Raw genomic sequence first — 15831 nt, forward strand, 5'->3', positions numbered from 1 at the left:
ATTTTTTATTTTTTTGCTAAAGCAACTATTGGCGTAATTTTCTCTCCATCTCTTAAATTCCCTATTCCATCAGTAACAATACTAACTCCAGATTTTACACCTTCACTTACTACATACTCTTTTTCAGTTGCTGTATTTCTAATTTTTATTTCGGTGTTACGTACTACATTTTGAGCATCTATTGCAAAAACGAAAAAGCGTCCTTGCAATTCAAATACTGCTTTTTTAGGAACAAGAATTGCATCTTCAAACTGTGTTGGGATAATAATCGTAGCACTTGCACCACTCCAAAGTTTAGCATCTGGATTTGGAAAAACTGCCTTAAAATTAGCAGCGCCTGTGCTTGCATTTAAGACACCACTTAAAGTCTGTATTTTTCCTTTTTGTGGGTATATTTCACCATCGGCAGTCTGTAAAGAAACCTCAGGCATATTCTTAAATTTATCCTTTAGTTTATTTCCTGAATATTGACTTAAAAAGGAATTTAGCTGCTGCTGACTTAGCGAAAAATAAGCATATACTTGTCTTGTATTTGCAACTGTTGTTAAGGGGTCAGGTGCCGTGCTACTCACCAAACTACCTATTTTAAAAGGCAAACTCCCCACCACACCATTAATCGGACTCACTATATTGGTAAAGGCAAGCTTTGACTTAGCCGCTGATAAATCAGCATTGGCCTGACTTAATTCAGCTCTTTTAACCCTTTCTATATTTTTAGCAGACGTTAATTCATAGGTATTTATAATTTTCTTTTCCGCAAGAGCCGCTGTTCTTTTTGTTTGAATAACTGCTGTTTCTAAGCTGGCTTCAGCTGCCAAAACTGCTGCTCTCTTATTGTTTACTTCTTGCAAATAACTATTGGCATCTATTTTAAATAAAGGTTGTCCTTTGGTTACAACCGAGCCTTCTTCTACATAAACTTGCTCAATATATCCATCTATTTTAGAGCGTATTTCAACCGTTTGCTCCCCTTCTAAAGTGGTTGGATATTCAACAGAAACATTCGCTCTTTGAGCCTTTAACTTAAGTGTTGGATATTCTTTTGGAGTTTCTACTTGTTCCGTTTTTTTAGTATCACATGAAACTATTGAGAGTGTTCCTATAAACAGGATTGCTATTGTTTTTTTCATTGTAGGCTTATTTTCTTTTATAAATCATTAAAGGAGAACCTGCTTCTCCCCACATTAAGGTTTGTACATATTTAATTAATTGGCTAGTCGCCAATACAAGAATTTCTTCTGGTATAGATGAATTTGCTTTTAAAACGACTTTTTGACCTATGAAAGCCGAAAACTCAATCTTTCTTATTCTTTCCATCCATAAAAGACTTTCATGATTTCCTGTTGTTGAATACACTACTATTGATGTATAAGGAGCCAACAATGAACTAATTAATACATAAGCCCAAAGCGGAACTATAGCATCATTTGAACAACAGATAATAACATCTTTCCCTTTAAATTGACTCCAATCTATCTTTGCCATTTCTAATCGAAATGTTTTTTCCTGCAATAGAAAATCTTCTATAAGAAACGGTACGATATCAAATACTAAAAAATCATTCCCATTGGGTTTATAAGTCCGTAAATCAAAAGTTTGTATTCCTGAAGCATCTATTTTATTTATTATTTCCATATTCTGATTATTAAAAAATTGAATTATTATTGAATTTAAATTTTGAGGTTTGCTACTTTTTAGACATAGGTATCCCCTGCCCAATTTGAATACTATTCAAACTCGTTGAGCACGTTGTGAAAACACTTTAATCTTTAATTAAAGTTCTTTCAGATTTCTAAAATCTATAGTGAAGAATATATACTATTTGCTAATTTTCATTAGCACGTTCCAGTACGGAACAATATATACAGGTAAATCAATCATATCATACGAACTAATGGGAAGTTCTTGTAATTCTAATAACATAATCTATAATTTTACGTTAATTAATTCTGTAACTAACAATGTTGATTGAAATTAGGGGTAATAATATCTTTCAATCAGCTTTGATAAGTTATGCAAAATTAATAATTTTGCATAATAAAACAACTAAATACTTGTTTTATTAATTTATGACTACAAATAAGATATTAATGCTGCTCAAAATGCGAGGTCCTCTTACGGCCCTTGAGATTGCGTATGAGCTTAAGATAACAAAAGAAGGTGTTAGACAACAGCTACTTAAACTTGTTGAAGATGGTTATATTCATCCACAAGAAGAGTCTAAAGGTGTGGGAAGACCTCAAAAAATGTTTAGCCTTACTCCAAATGGAAACTCAAAATTTCCAGATACTCATGCTGAATTAACTCTTAAACTAATAAACATTATTAACACTCTGGGTGAAAATACCCTACAAACCGTTATAGATGTTTATGAGGAAACTGGTAAAAAGAAGTACCATGAAGAGATTGATACTATTGATAATCTCGAACAAAAGATTAAAAAACTTGTCGAAATAAGAACGAGAGAAGGTTATATGGCCGAATACTCAAAGAATGACAAAGGCTATCTTTTGGTTGAAAATCATTGTCCTATTTGTGCTGCTGCAACAATTTGCCAAGGTTTCTGCGCCTCTGAATTAAATACATTTAAATCTGTATTAGGAAAAGAAATCATAATCAATCGCATTAGCCATATAATTGCTGGTGACAGAAGATGTGCATATCAGATTAATGCTAATTAAGATTTAGTGTTCCGTTTGCAGTCACAGTTTTCAGTATTCAGTATTCAGTCGCAGTTTACAGTTTCACATCTTACATTCACATCTCACACCAAACATCTCACACCAAACATCTCCCACAAATTATTCGAGTTGATTTAAGAGATATAGATAAGGAGGAAAAGAATGATGCATCATTATATCCTTTGTATTGTTTGGGAAAGTTTCATAATATTTTGCATCATTCGGATTTGGATATAGAACAATTGTATTTCCGGTTCTCACATAATTATTACTATTATAAAACGGAGGTGGTACAAACTCAGGCAAAAACTCTTTAACTCTTTTTGCTACTTCTTTCCCCAATAATTTTTGATACGTTTTAACGGTTTTACGCGATGGATCAGTTAATTTTCCGTAAACCATATTTAAAAACATTCGCTTAAAAAAAGTCTGTTTCTTAATCGTTTCTTCAACTAATGGAATTGGACTTACTATAGGTAAATCCTCAGTCATTTCAACTGAAAAAGGCGTTTGAGGTACCCAATCCACTGCACTCACAACATTAAAAGCCCAACCATTTTGTGTTTTACGTTCATAATCATAAGCAAAATATAAATTTCCAGGTTTTGGTGCTGCACTACTATACGTTTTAAAACGAATATCGGCAGGCAAAAGCCCTTTACTTTGCAAACTATAAAAATGAGCCGTGAGCAAATAACTTATGCCTCCCCCTTGGCTATGCCCCATAATTATGAAGTTCTTAATCCCTGAATTATAACAAGAATCTATCTTCGGAAGCATTTCTTTAGAAATAAAAGCAGTACTTAATAAATAGCCTGTATGAACTGCAGCATCTTTATTGGTAGATAGTTCATATTGGAAGGTATCTGAATTTGAAATCTTTAATTCACCTTTGGCCGGCGTCATTGCAGCATAAAGGTTAGCAAGCCAGCTCACTCCTTTTTCAGTAGTACCTCTTGTGCATAAAACAGCTGTGTTTTCATCTTTTAGCCACAATTCCCAAAGATTATCAAGTCCAATTGGCTTGCTTCGATATACTAATTTAGAGTGCTCAGGTTGAGGAATTAGTTTCGCTTTTTCAGGAGATTCTGTCGATTGAGTAGCAATATATATTAATTCTCTATATTCAGCTTTGTCAAATCCAGGTTTTAAGTCTTGTGCAATACTATTCGAAAATGATAACAGAAAAAAGCTTCCTACTACTAATGATTTTAGAAATTTCATAGTGTTTGAATATTAATTGATTAATACTAGTTCATTCTGATATACCTTGAAATCAATTCTATAATCTAGATTACATAGACTAATAATTTAAAAAGATACACTAGAGACTATTTAATATTTAATTGTAAACTAATCTTACAATAAATATAATCAATTATTTAAGCAGTGCGACACAATTATAATTACATAGCTAGTTAAATAAACTTAATTGCACGCGAAGCATTTACTATTTATTAATTCAAAAAACCATATAATCGGTATGAAAACAAAAGCACTCCGATAACAACAAAAAACCACCAATACTTTTTTATAGAGGTATAATTTTCATTATCTGAATTTCTAATTGCTAATCCCATAACAATACTTACTAAAGGCAAAACGAATCTTATTATTTGTTGTATTTCCATTTTTAATTCTAACTAATTGTATTTTTAAAAATCCATTTTCTACTTAAACCAAAAATAACTGTATAGCTATTAAAGTTGTAGAGATTGATCTGTATTTCAAATACAAATATTGATACTATTTATTCTATTTTACGAATATATGTATTTTATTTTTTAAAGCATGCAAACTTAAAGCCAACCTAAAAAAAGGATATTGATAAAAGAAAATCTTACCAAAAAAGATTCCTTTTATATAAAAATATTTTTTTACTTTTGATAAATACACTCAACATCATGTCAAATCTATACCAAAGCCAAAAAATAATTATTCGCGAATTTTTAATTGAGGAACAACAAACATTTTTAAACTTATTTAAAGACGATCAAGTTACTCAATATCTACCCGAAGCTTCACCGGAGAGATATGTAGAAATGTTTAATGAACTACTTGAAAATTACAAAACGGGAAAACTTAGCCGATGGGCTATCTTTGATACAACAAATGATAATTTTATAGGAATGTGTGTTGCACGTGTTTTTGTACACAACTCTAATCAATTGGAAATTGGATATGTACTTAGCAAAGAATATTGGGGTAAAGGTATCGCTACAGAAGTTTGCAAAGCTATAACTCAATATTGTTTTACAAATACTGATACAAACGAGGTAGTTGCTATAACCGATCTTGATAACAACTCATCACAAAATGTATTGCGAAAAGCAGGATTTGAGCAATTGGCTGATTTAAATTTAACAGGGAGAAATGAAGACGTAGCTTTTTTTTTAATTAAAAGACCGCTACTTTAATACAAAGAAAAAGTTTTATGATTAAATTAATTAATCTTCCTCAGCAGGAATCATTAATTTCCCCCAATCATTTAGCATCCATAAAATAGTAACCAATTTTTCTCCTAATTCTGTGAGTGAATACTCTACTCTTGGCGGAAGCTCATTAAAAGAAACTTTGGTCAAAATTCCGTCTTGCTCCATTTCTTTTAACTGCTGATTCAAAACTCTACGGTCTACTTTTGCAATTCCACGCAAAAATTCGCTTGGGCGTTTTTTTCCCTCATTTATTTGCCAAACAATAGGAACTTTCCATTTTCCACTAATAGAATTAACAGCTACCTCTAATGGGCAAACTTTATTTTCTGGGCTTTTTTCCTTTGTTTTCATAATAGTGACTTTTTTATCCCTATGTGCTAATAATATGCCTTATTGCACATGTAGATAATGTTTTGAATCTTTGCAAAATTAATAAAATAATGGACATTTCTCTTAGCTGAAATAACATGAATGCTTACTAATACAAATTCCATTGAAGAACTGATAAATTATTATGGCAGAAATAAAACGTAAAGGTTCACGCTCTACAAAGGACATACCTATCGGCATTTTAGAAAAACTTAATAAAGGAGAAATTGAAACTGCTAATCTAGTAGAATGGCTAGCTATTGATCAAAAACTATTACTCAAAAATTTTCTTTTACAAAATGATCGTTCTAAGTATCTTGAATCAATCATTACAAATATTGATGCTCTAAAAAAACAAACAGTCAATACTATAAATGAATCTATTGGAACTAGTCTTTTTAGATTAGCCAAACTAGAAAAGGATACTGAACTTTTTACAATACTTTCAACTCATAAATCTGACTTAGTAAGATGCTGGGCAACCTATACTATTGGAAAAAATGAAGAGCTATCAATTAATGAGATGTTAGACCAAATTCAACCCTTTTCTGCTGACAAACATTTTGGTGTTAGAGAAATTTGCTGGCTGGCTGTAAGACCAACTATAACTAAAAACTTAGCTGAAGCCCTAACTATTTTATCTGAATGGACAAAACACTCCGATGAGAATATAAGACGATTTGCAAGTGAAGCCACAAGACCAAGAGGAGTTTGGTGCGAACATCTCGAAGTATTAAAACAAAATCCAAAACTAGGCTTAGTTATTTTAGAACCTCTAAAATCTGATAGTACAAAATATGTACAAGATAGCGTTGGTAACTGGCTAAATGATGCCAGCAAAACTAACCCTGAGTTTGTTATAGAAACTTGCAAAAAGTGGAAAGAAATTAGCCCCACAAAAGAAACAGCTTATATCATTAAAAAGGCTCTCCGAACTATCGAAAAATAATCATTTGCCTATATTTTTTATAGTGTAACAGAATAGTTAAAAATAAATTACCAACAAGTAAAAAATACATACATTAGCATTAAACAACGTAATTCGTAAATAATGCTAGACGTTATCAAAAAACTAAAATTTAAGGACAACGGAACTGTACTTAATGCTCCAGAAGGTATAAAAGAAGCCTTCATTGAATTCGGTATGAAAACTGCTTTTGATAAAAAAACGAAGAGTACAAACACACTGATTTTTATCAATAATAACGATGAGTTTTTAAATTTTCTTAGACATGATTTAGAAAATATTGAATCTGATAGTGTGTTATGGTTTGCTTATCCAAAAGGAACTTCAAAAATTAAAACCGACATAAATAGAGATACAATTCATGTAACTGGAAAAGAATTTGGATTAAAAACTGTAACTGCAATTTCTATAAACGAAACTTGGAGTGCATTGCGTTTTAGACCCATTGATAAGGTTGGAACTTAATTTTATCTATTCAAAGACAAAATTTAATATGTATTACAATGTTATTTTTTGCTTTAAACCCATAGAAACACTCATTTAAATCAATGCTTCTATGGGTTATTTAGTTACTGGCAGTCTGTTTGAAAGTAAGGTGCCAAAATATCCTCAAAATTATACAGTCCAATATCTTTGTTTTCTATGTTTTCGGCTACAAAGACAATGCCTGTTCCAAATGCTTCCCTCGAAATCGATTCGTGAATAAGCCGCACCGTTTGATATGGAAATCCAAATATTACTTCATGTTTTCCTACGATACCTCCTGCCCTAACTGAATTTATATTTTCTTTTTCAACATCTAGAGCTTCTGCAATTTTAATAGCTGTACCTGAAGTTCCTTGCTTTAGTTTAAAATGTTCTTCATTTACTTCAATATCTACCCAAGGAGCTATTTTCTTCAAAAATTTGGCTGCAAATAATAAATAATTTACTCCCAAAGTAATATTTGGAGACCAAAACACTGTTGTTTTAATGGCTAATTCTTTTAAAAGCTTTAACTCTTTCTCTGTATAATGAGATATAGCCGATATAATTTTAATTCCTCTTTGAGCTGCAATTTCTCCATAAGTATGAATACCCAAACTTGAAGAAAAATCAATTATAATATCTACTGGATGTTTATCTAAAAGCTCTTTCATTGTTGTTTTAGAACTTGAATATATTAATCCTGGCTCTTCCGATGGAACTCCAAAAAATTCTGGAACTGATCGATGCTCTAGTACAGTACTTTGTCTTAAAACCCATTCTAAACAAAAAATCTTATTTTCTAGTAACACAGAAGCTACTGATTTTCCTGTTTTCCCAAATCCTATTAATCCTATTTTCATATCTTTTTATTTAAATGATTCACAATTTATTTCGCATGTAATTTTTTTAATTTTACGACTAAACAAACTGATAATTAATACTATTTAAGTAAAAATAGGGTAAAAAAACAAAATAAGGAAGCTTTCGCTTCCTTATTCTTAATAGAGAACTCTTTTATAGAACACTTGAATTATGAAAAAAAGCAAGTGCAAGTGAGTAGTAAAACGTTATTTGTTTGAAAAAATTATGACTCCATTTTATAATGAACATTTGATTGTTCTCTTAAAACAGCAGCACTTTTTTCAGGAGTTAAATCTCGTTGTGACTCTCCTAACATTTCGTATCCAACCATGAATTTCTTAACAGAAGCTGATCGTAACAAAGGTGGATAAAAATGCATATGAAAATGCCATTCTGGGTGTTCATTCCCATCTGTAGGCGCTTGGTGAATTCCAGATGAATAAGGGAAAGATGTACCAAAAATATTATCGTATTTTGTGGTTAGCTGCTTCAAAATTGTAGCAAATGAAACTGCTTCTTCAGCAGTAAAATCTGTTATCCTTCCAAAAACTCTCTTACTTATAATCATAGTCTCATACGGCCATACAGCCCAAAATGGAACCAAAGCTACAAAGTGATCGTTTTCAATAACAATTCGGCTTTCTTTTTTTAATTCAGCTTTTAGATAATCTTCTAAAAGTGTGTTTTCGTATTTATCGAAATAGTTCTTTAAACTAGTTTGTGTTTTTTCTACCTGAGTAGGTAATGATGATTGTGCCCAAATTTGTCCATGCGGGTGAGGATTACTACATCCCATAACGCTTCCTTTATTTTCAAAAATCTGAACATAATTTATGTATTTAATTGCACCTAAATCAGTATATTCTTTTTGCCACGTTTTAATAATATTTTCAATGTCCTTAATCTCCATTTCTGGCAATGTAAGGTCATGTCTAGGCGAAAAACAAACTACTCGTGATATTCCTCTTTCTGGTTTAGCTAAGAAAAAAGTATATTTAATATCTTCTTCATATATAATTTCATCTTGCTTCATAGCAGCAAAATCATTGTCGAAAACAAAACTACCTTCATATTTAGGATTGTTTATTCCGTTTGCTCTCACATTCTCTGGACACAAATAACAAGTTGAATCGTATTTTGGCAATGGCTCTGTAACAACGAGCTCATTTTGTCCTTGCCAAGGGCGTTTTTCTCTATGGGGCGAAACTAGAACCCATTCGTTGAGTAATGGATTATACCTTCTGTGGGGATCTTCATTAATGTTAAAGTTTCTCATTTATTTATCTAAGGTGTAAAGTGATGTTCCGTTTCCTATTTTTACGTCGTAAAATTTTAATTCAATCCCAAATATATCTAAATAAAGGGATGAAAACTTATTTTTTACCTCAATTTCTTGTCCTTTTTTAATTAAATTGATGGTGCAACCCCCAAAACCTCCCCCCATTAATCTAGAGCCTATTATGGCGTCATCCTCTTTTGCAGTTGCAACAAGCATATCTAATTCTTCACAACTTACCTCATATTCATTAGATAAGCCATTGTGAGTTTCAAATAGTAGCTGTCCTAATAGCTCAATATCGCCTTTATCAAGAGCATCACAAGCTTGTGCGACCCTACTAATTTCTTTTACAACATAATGTACCCTTTTAAAAACAGTTTCATCCATTTTATCTCGGATACTCAATAATTGATTTTCTGTACAATCTCTAAAACTTTTTATTTCAGGAAAGTTCTTTTTAATTATCGACAGCCCTTTTTCACATTCTTCCCGACGTGTATTATACTCCGATGTAAATAGCGAATGTTTTACGTTACTATCAAATAATACCAAGGCATAATCATTAAAATTTGCCTCATGGTATTCAAATTCCAACGTTTTACAGTCTAATTTGAGAACTTTATTTTCAAGGCCATGAACACTTGAAAATTGGTCCATAATACCACAATTAATCCCTACCCAGTGCTCTGCTTTTTGCCCTAATAATGCAATATCAACCTTTTTTATAGCAAGCTCAAAAAGTGCTTTTATTCCATAAATCATTCCACATTCTAATGCTGCCGAAGATGATAATCCTGAACCAACCGGAATGTTGCTACTAAAAACGCAATTAAAACCTTCTAAAGAAAATCCGTTATCTTGTAATTGTTTTACAACACCCAAAATATAATTTGTCCACACAACGTCACTCAATTGAATTTCTTTTGTTAAATCAAATTCAAATTCATCATTTAAGTCTATTGCGTATACTTTTGCTTTTTGGGAATTGTTTTTTTCTAAAGCAAAACAAATAACCTTATCGATAGCTGCTGGCAAAACATATCCATCATTGTAATCAATATGTTCACCTATTATATTAATTCTTCCTGGTGAAAGAACAATTTTTTGCGGTTCGTTCCCAAATTTTTCTTTAAAAAAACGAGTTGTATTCTGGATTAAAATATCATTCATTATTATTTATTGATTAGTATCATTTATTGGTTAATTGTTACAGATTTTTAAGCATCTATAAAATTCAATAACAAAAAGCTTAAAACAAAAGCTAAAATATTAATTATTTGCAATTTATAGAAAATCAAAAATAAATACTTATATAAAAAAATCCTACTAGTACCTACTGGTTTAAAAAAATAAAAATAAATTCTTTGAAATTATGGCATTATCGTGACAAGGAAATACTATTTTTTTATATCTAAAACATGCGGAAATACCAGCAAACATGGGGCAAAAGCCTGAATCGAAAAATAACAAAATTATAAAGAAATATTCCTTTGAAATAATTTTAAGTTCCTCATTATATTAAGTAACTGGTATAGTTTATACAGTATGGAGTCAACAAATTGGTTGGTGCAAAGACAGTTTATCCCCATCCAGAAAGCAAATAAAAAAAGCAAAATCCAATTGGATTTTGCTTTTCTTGTTTTATTAAAATGAGATACTAATTATAATCTAGCTTTATATTCGTCAAAACTATATGGTCCTGCGCCAAAAAATGAGATCATTAATGCAGCACCAATAATGGATAAGTTTCTCATAAAAGTCATAAGAACAAATTGATAACGAACTGGATCTTCGATATTCCAAAAATCATGCATAAAAATTGTTACTGGTAAAAGAATTAGAATTATTAACCATGCCCCCCATTTGGCCATAAATCCAGTTAAGATACTTAATCCTCCCAGTAATTCAAAAATCCCAACCAAGGGAACTAATATATAAGAAGATGGTATTCCTTTTGTTGTCGCTTCATAAATATAGTAATCTGAAAAGTTTGCGATTGAAGAATACATAAAAATTGCACTAAATAAGATTCTACCGATTAAAGGGATATAATTCATAGTAAAAAGTATTAATTAAATTGATAATTTTTTATTTTATAATAAATCTTTAGAATAATAGGAATCATTAAATTTAGTGAATAAAAATTAAAAAACTGCAATCTCTGCATATCCAAATAACTACAATATATTAATAGTACAACAAACCATTACGCATCATAAAAAAATAAGGGCTGCCTCATAATTGAGACAACCCTTATTAAAAAAACTAAATGTAATCAAATTAGGAGTCATCGAACTTAGAATTAACTAATTTCAATTACTCGCGGAGCTTTATTTTCCTTTGCTTCTTCTTTTTTAGGAATAACAAGGTGCAAAAGTCCGTTATCATAATGCGCTTTTATATTTTCTTCATCAACAACGTTGTTTGGTAATTCAAAACTTCGTTGGAATGATTGATAACTAAATTCTCGACGAGTGAAATTATCTTCAACTGTTTCTTTTTCATCTTTTTTACTTGATGATATTGTCAATAAATTATCGTCAAGAGTAACTTTAAAATCATTTTTATCCATTCCTGGTGCAGCAAGTTCTACTTCAAAATTTTCGGCATTTTCTTTGATATTTATTGATGGTACTGTTGTACTTGTAGCCGAAAAATTGCTGTTTTCCCAGTTAAAAAGTTCACGACCAAAAATATCATCTAATAATAATGATGGGAATGATTGTGAATTGTTTCCGTTTTTTCTGATACTTAACATGATGATTTAGTTTTTAATAGTTATACAATAATTTAATAATCATTAAAAATTTCATTCAACACTTGGGATATAACAAAATAAATACCAAATCATAAAAACCTGTTTTTTCTCATAAATAAATGAATTATTGACATAAAAACACAAAAATCAAAGAATTAAAGATGTCAAAATGACATATTCGTGTATTTTTACGTATATTGAAATTATGCTAAATCATTTAAAATCAAGCAAAATTATCCACTCCTAAAATTTAGAACCAGTCTAACCACCTAACGTGACACTTTGCGATTTTTTAATATTAATTTTATTAATTGAATTATAAAATTATCACCATGAGTACTATTGAAAATGAAGCCGTGTTAAGGAAGGGTCTCTCTGCAATAGACAATAAAATAAATAAACTTAATGATGAAAAAATTAAGTTATTATTTGATGCAATGGGCTTAGATAAGCGCAAAGATATTCCGAAAGATTATTTGCAGTGGGAAACAATACTCATTATTGTCCCAAACCGACAAGTATCACATGAGCTAAAATCATATAAATATTCGATATCTCGAATCACCTTTGCTACAAACATTTACGCAAAAGAAATACATATTTTCGACTTTAATGATTGGAAAAAAGCTTTTGGCAATAAGACTCATTTACAAGTAAAAAATGCTTTAAAAGATAGTTTTGGTGGGGTTCAAAAAACTCAAGAAGAATACACCAAAACCCTCCCAGAAAAATAATTAGTGTTATGGAAATGGAACAGCATTATATAAACAGGAGTGGTTGGGTTCGGGCAGCTGTGCTTGGTGCTAATGATGGTATTTTATCAACTACTAGTTTAGCTATTGGTATTGCTGCTGCAAGTAGTACTCGAGAACCCATTATTTTGGCAACTCTTGCTGGTTTGGTAGCTGGTGCTTTATCTATGGCTGCTGGCGAATATGTTTCAGTAAGTTCCCAATCTGATATTGAAACTGCTGATCTCGAAAGAGAGCGTATAGCATTAGAAACCATGCCTGAACTAGAACTATTAGAGCTATCTGATATCTATGAAAAAAGAGGACTATCCCCTGAACTTGCTAGAGAAGTAGCCACACAATTAACAGCTCATAACGCATTAGAATCACATGCTAGAGATGAATTGGGTATCAACGAAATTACCCAAGCAAGACCACTGCAAGCCGCTTTTGCTTCGGCGGCATCATTCATCGTAGGTGGAATTCTACCTCTACTTGTTTCTATTTTTGCTCCGCTTAAAGATATTGTTATATCACAATATGCTTTTGCCATAATCTTTCTTGCCCTTTCTGGTGCCTTAGCTGCCAAAGTTGGAGGTTCTAACACCATCAAAGCTATAGTAAGAATTTCTATTTGGGGTACTTTTGCAATGGGCGTATCTGCATTGGTAGGTTACATTTTTGGAGTAAATATATAAATGTAAAATATTGGATGTAAGATGTGGGATATGTTTGTGCAAACTTAACTTAACCCTTTTTGTTCGTAGGGAAATAATTTTCTTTTAGAATAACCTCAAGAGGAATATGATGAGTGTTCTCAACAGGTTCATGCAATACTATTTTTTTATACAAATAATTAATTCCCATATACCCCTGCTCTTCTGGTCTTTGATTAATTAAAAAATCAATCATTCCACTATTTAAATATTCAATATTATCATCTAGTAAATCATATCCAACAATACGAATTCCTGTAATATTTTTTTCTTTCAGAAACTTAGCCACAATATGAGCTCTAGAATTGGTTATAAAAACGTTATTAATACCCGAAAAAATAGCTTCATTCAATTCATTCATTCCAGAATTTTTGATTGTAACTTCCGAAAAATTAAAATTTAAAAGCTCTTTATGATCCTTAAAAAAAGAATAAAATCCATAAATACGCTGCAAATAAACCGAAGTGTTTTCTATTTCTCTAGCAATATTAAAAATAAGCACTTCTCTTTGATCCTTTTCGGCAAAACTAATTAATCTACCTGCCAAATAACCACTCTGAAAAGCATCTTGACCAACATAAGCATGTTCCTTATCGCTAGCAATTTTAGAGTCAATCATAACAATCGGAATGTCTTTATTTTCATATTTGCTAAGAAAACAAACAGATTCCTCATAGAAAATTGGAGCAAATAATAATCCATCACAATCAAACTCTAATACTTTCTTCAACGTTTTCTTAAAAGAAGTGGTATTAAGATTATAAAAGAAATAATCCAAAACTACTCCAAATTTACCAAACTCTAAAGCGGCTCTTTCTATTCCTGCAATTTGGCTCTTCCAATAATCTGAATTATCGTATTTAGGTAAAAAAACAGCAAAATGAAATTTTTTATTCAATGTAAGGGTACTCGCCAAAACATTTCGTTCGTATCCGTATTCCTTAATTATAGCATTTACTTTATCCACATTAACCTTGGCAACTTGCCCACGATTATGGATTATCCTATCAACAGTTCCCGTTGATACATTGGCCAGTTCTGCTATTTTTTTAATTGTTATAATGCTAATTGTCTTTAAGTTAAAACTCTTTTACAAAATGTAAAAATATTATTTTTTTACTGAAGACAACTTATTTTCGCTAACTTTATATACATATTTACAATAACCATATGCGTACATGTAAAATTACAATAGGTCAAAAAAATATATTTTTTAGCGAAATACCACACTGGCTTTCGCTACCATTCCAATCAAACTACATAAACCGGATCCATTTGAAGCACATTATATAAAATAGCAAACAAAACAATTCGTTATAACTATCAAAATCAACAATACTAAATCTTAAAAATGATAATAGATTCATTAAATAATGCTTCAAAATACTACAGTTTACACCCAAATTTCAAAAGAGCATTTGACTACGTAAACAAAAATAATATAAACAATCTAACCGAAGGAACATACGAAATTGGAACTGGCTTAAAAGCAATAGTTATTATAGGCGAAGGCACCTCTAAGCAAAAAAGCATCAAAGGTTTTGAATGTCATGATGAAAATATCGACATACAAATTTCAATAAAAGGCCCCGAAACTTTTGCTTGGAAGCCTAGAGAAAAATGCAATAACCCAAACGGAGACTATAGCAAAGAGAAAGATGTACGTTTTTTTCATGATGCTCCTGATATGTTTTTTCAATTACATGAAAAACAGTTCGCTATTTTATATCCCGAAGATGTTCACGCCGCAATGATTGGTGATGGAATGTTGAAAAAAATTGTAATCAAAGTTAAAATATAAATAGTATGGATAACATTCAGAATACAATAGACACAATAACAAGACAGGGAATTCTTCCGCTTTACTTCAACACGGATGAGATCATTAGTTTAGCCATTCTAAGAGCACTCTATAAAGCAGGAATAAAAGCGGTAGAATATACCAATAGAGGTCCTGAAGCAGTAGCAAATTTCAAAAAAATGGTAGCTATTAGAGATATAGAAGTGCCCGGAATGCTATTAGGAATTGGAACCATAAAAAACATTGAGCAAGCAAAAGAATATTACACTATTGGGGCTGATTTTTTTATAAGCCCCGGTTTCGTTCCCGAAGTTGCCCAATTTTTACAAAGCAAAAAAGTACTTTATTGTCCCGGATGCATGACACCTACAGAAATTATAACTGCTGAGAATGCTGGAATTAAATTTATAAAACTTTTTCCGGGAAACATTCTAACGCCCAAATTCATGAGTAACATTAAAGACCTATTCCCTTCACTATGTTTTATGACAACTGGCGGTGTTGATACCACACACACTAGCATTCAGAGCTGGTTTTCTGCAGGAGTTTCAGCAGTTGGATTGGGAAGTAAACTCATTACTAAAGAACGTACAGACAACGGAGATTACGATGGTATAGAGAACGAAACTAGAAAGGTTTTGCAAATGATTGAGATCATTCAAAACAATCATTTAAAACACTATAAGTCGTATTAAAAAAGAAAAAGAATAATATGATTTCTCTTCAATATTTTCTTACTTTGTGTAAACTATTATAACCATTATG

19 protein-coding genes are annotated in these 15831 nt (G+C 31.2%); 8 read left to right on the forward strand and 11 right to left on the reverse strand.

What is annotated here, in order from left to right; genetic code table 11:
• Nucleotides 1-5: 5 nt before the first annotated feature.
• The gene (locus tag LNQ49_RS01795) at nt 6-1130 is read right to left on the reverse strand and encodes an efflux RND transporter periplasmic adaptor subunit (protein ID WP_229987071.1); all 1125 of its coding nucleotides are present in this window, start codon (nt 1128-1130) and stop codon (nt 6-8) included.
• A gap of 7 nt (nt 1131-1137) precedes the next feature.
• On the reverse strand, nt 1138-1635 hold the full coding sequence (locus LNQ49_RS01800; RefSeq protein ID WP_229987072.1) for a DUF2480 family protein: 498 nt from the start codon (nt 1633-1635) through the stop codon (nt 1138-1140).
• 455 nt (nt 1636-2090) lie between these two features.
• Between LNQ49_RS01800 and LNQ49_RS01805 the strand changes: the two genes are divergently transcribed.
• On the forward strand, nt 2091-2681 hold the full coding sequence (locus tag LNQ49_RS01805; protein ID WP_229987073.1) for a helix-turn-helix transcriptional regulator: 591 nt from the start codon (nt 2091-2093) through the stop codon (nt 2679-2681).
• A gap of 120 nt (nt 2682-2801) precedes the next feature.
• Here the strand turns inward: LNQ49_RS01805 and LNQ49_RS01810 are convergent, their stop codons facing one another.
• Together LNQ49_RS01810 and LNQ49_RS01815 are read right to left on the reverse strand one after the other, a co-directional pair.
• A complete protein-coding gene (locus LNQ49_RS01810) occupies nt 2802-3905 on the reverse strand; it encodes a lipase family protein (protein ID WP_229987074.1) in 1104 nt (367 codons plus the stop codon).
• A 233-nt stretch (nt 3906-4138) separates the two neighbouring features.
• Complete coding sequence (locus LNQ49_RS01815; RefSeq protein WP_229987075.1) at nt 4139-4312, reverse strand: hypothetical protein; 174 nt, start codon at nt 4310-4312, stop codon at nt 4139-4141.
• Nucleotides 4313-4585: 273 nt separating this feature from the next.
• Here LNQ49_RS01815 and LNQ49_RS01820 point away from each other — a divergent pair, with 273 nt between their 5' ends.
• Nucleotides 4586-5098 carry a GNAT family N-acetyltransferase gene (locus LNQ49_RS01820; protein ID WP_229987076.1) on the forward strand — a complete coding sequence of 171 codons (513 nt, stop codon included), beginning with the start codon at nt 4586-4588 and terminating at the stop codon, nt 5096-5098.
• Between the two features lie 30 nt (nt 5099-5128).
• Here LNQ49_RS01820 and LNQ49_RS01825 read toward each other — a convergent pair whose 3' ends face one another.
• Nucleotides 5129-5467, reverse strand: a complete 339-nt coding sequence (locus tag LNQ49_RS01825) for a winged helix-turn-helix transcriptional regulator (protein WP_229987077.1) — start codon at nt 5465-5467, stop codon at nt 5129-5131.
• A gap of 163 nt (nt 5468-5630) precedes the next feature.
• On the opposite strand from LNQ49_RS01825, the gene LNQ49_RS01830 reads away from it, so the two are divergent.
• Nucleotides 5631-6434, forward strand: coding sequence for a DNA alkylation repair protein (locus tag LNQ49_RS01830; RefSeq protein WP_229987078.1), 804 nt, complete (start codon nt 5631-5633; stop codon nt 6432-6434).
• A gap of 102 nt (nt 6435-6536) precedes the next feature.
• Nucleotides 6537-6917, forward strand: a complete 381-nt coding sequence (locus tag LNQ49_RS01835; protein ID WP_229987079.1) for a hypothetical protein — start codon at nt 6537-6539, stop codon at nt 6915-6917.
• A gap of 104 nt (nt 6918-7021) precedes the next feature.
• Here the strand turns inward: LNQ49_RS01835 and LNQ49_RS01840 are convergent, their stop codons facing one another.
• From LNQ49_RS01840 to LNQ49_RS01860, 5 genes are all read right to left on the reverse strand, one after another.
• Entirely contained in the window at nt 7022-7780 is a 759-nt protein-coding gene (locus LNQ49_RS01840; protein WP_229987080.1) for a dihydrodipicolinate reductase C-terminal domain-containing protein, read from the reverse strand.
• A gap of 224 nt (nt 7781-8004) precedes the next feature.
• Nucleotides 8005-9057: a UDP-glucose--hexose-1-phosphate uridylyltransferase gene (locus LNQ49_RS01845; RefSeq protein WP_229987081.1), complete on the reverse strand. Its 1053-nt coding sequence runs from the start codon at nt 9055-9057 to the stop codon at nt 8005-8007.
• The gene (gene galK, locus LNQ49_RS01850) at nt 9058-10230 is read right to left on the reverse strand and encodes a galactokinase (protein ID WP_229987082.1); all 1173 of its coding nucleotides are present in this window, start codon (nt 10228-10230) and stop codon (nt 9058-9060) included.
• A 491-nt stretch (nt 10231-10721) separates the two neighbouring features.
• Nucleotides 10722-11117 carry a DoxX family protein gene (locus LNQ49_RS01855; protein WP_229987083.1) on the reverse strand — a complete coding sequence of 132 codons (396 nt, stop codon included), beginning with the start codon at nt 11115-11117 and terminating at the stop codon, nt 10722-10724.
• Between the two features lie 245 nt (nt 11118-11362).
• Complete coding sequence (locus LNQ49_RS01860; RefSeq protein WP_229987084.1) at nt 11363-11818, reverse strand: Hsp20/alpha crystallin family protein; 456 nt, start codon at nt 11816-11818, stop codon at nt 11363-11365.
• A 332-nt stretch (nt 11819-12150) separates the two neighbouring features.
• On the opposite strand from LNQ49_RS01860, the gene LNQ49_RS01865 reads away from it, so the two are divergent.
• Together LNQ49_RS01865 and LNQ49_RS01870 are read left to right on the forward strand one after the other, a co-directional pair.
• On the forward strand, nt 12151-12552 hold the full coding sequence (locus LNQ49_RS01865) for a hypothetical protein (RefSeq protein WP_229987085.1): 402 nt from the start codon (nt 12151-12153) through the stop codon (nt 12550-12552).
• 8 nt (nt 12553-12560) lie between these two features.
• A complete protein-coding gene (locus LNQ49_RS01870) occupies nt 12561-13247 on the forward strand; it encodes a VIT1/CCC1 transporter family protein (RefSeq protein ID WP_229987086.1) in 687 nt (228 codons plus the stop codon).
• Nucleotides 13248-13296: 49 nt separating this feature from the next.
• Here the strand turns inward: LNQ49_RS01870 and LNQ49_RS01875 are convergent, their stop codons facing one another.
• Nucleotides 13297-14334 (reverse strand): substrate-binding domain-containing protein, encoded by a 1038-nt coding sequence (locus LNQ49_RS01875; protein ID WP_346432481.1) that lies wholly within the window; start codon nt 14332-14334, stop codon nt 13297-13299.
• A gap of 282 nt (nt 14335-14616) precedes the next feature.
• Between LNQ49_RS01875 and LNQ49_RS01880 the strand changes: the two genes are divergently transcribed.
• Nucleotides 14617-15066 (forward strand): NanQ anomerase/TabA/YiaL family protein, encoded by a 450-nt coding sequence (locus tag LNQ49_RS01880; protein WP_229987087.1) that lies wholly within the window; start codon nt 14617-14619, stop codon nt 15064-15066.
• A 5-nt stretch (nt 15067-15071) separates the two neighbouring features.
• Nucleotides 15072-15761, forward strand: coding sequence for a beta/alpha barrel domain-containing protein (locus LNQ49_RS01885; protein ID WP_229987088.1), 690 nt, complete (start codon nt 15072-15074; stop codon nt 15759-15761).
• Nucleotides 15762-15831 lie beyond the last annotated feature (70 nt).

This window comes from Flavobacterium pisciphilum, assembly GCF_020905345.1.
GTDB lineage: Bacteria > Bacteroidota > Bacteroidia > Flavobacteriales > Flavobacteriaceae > Flavobacterium > Flavobacterium pisciphilum.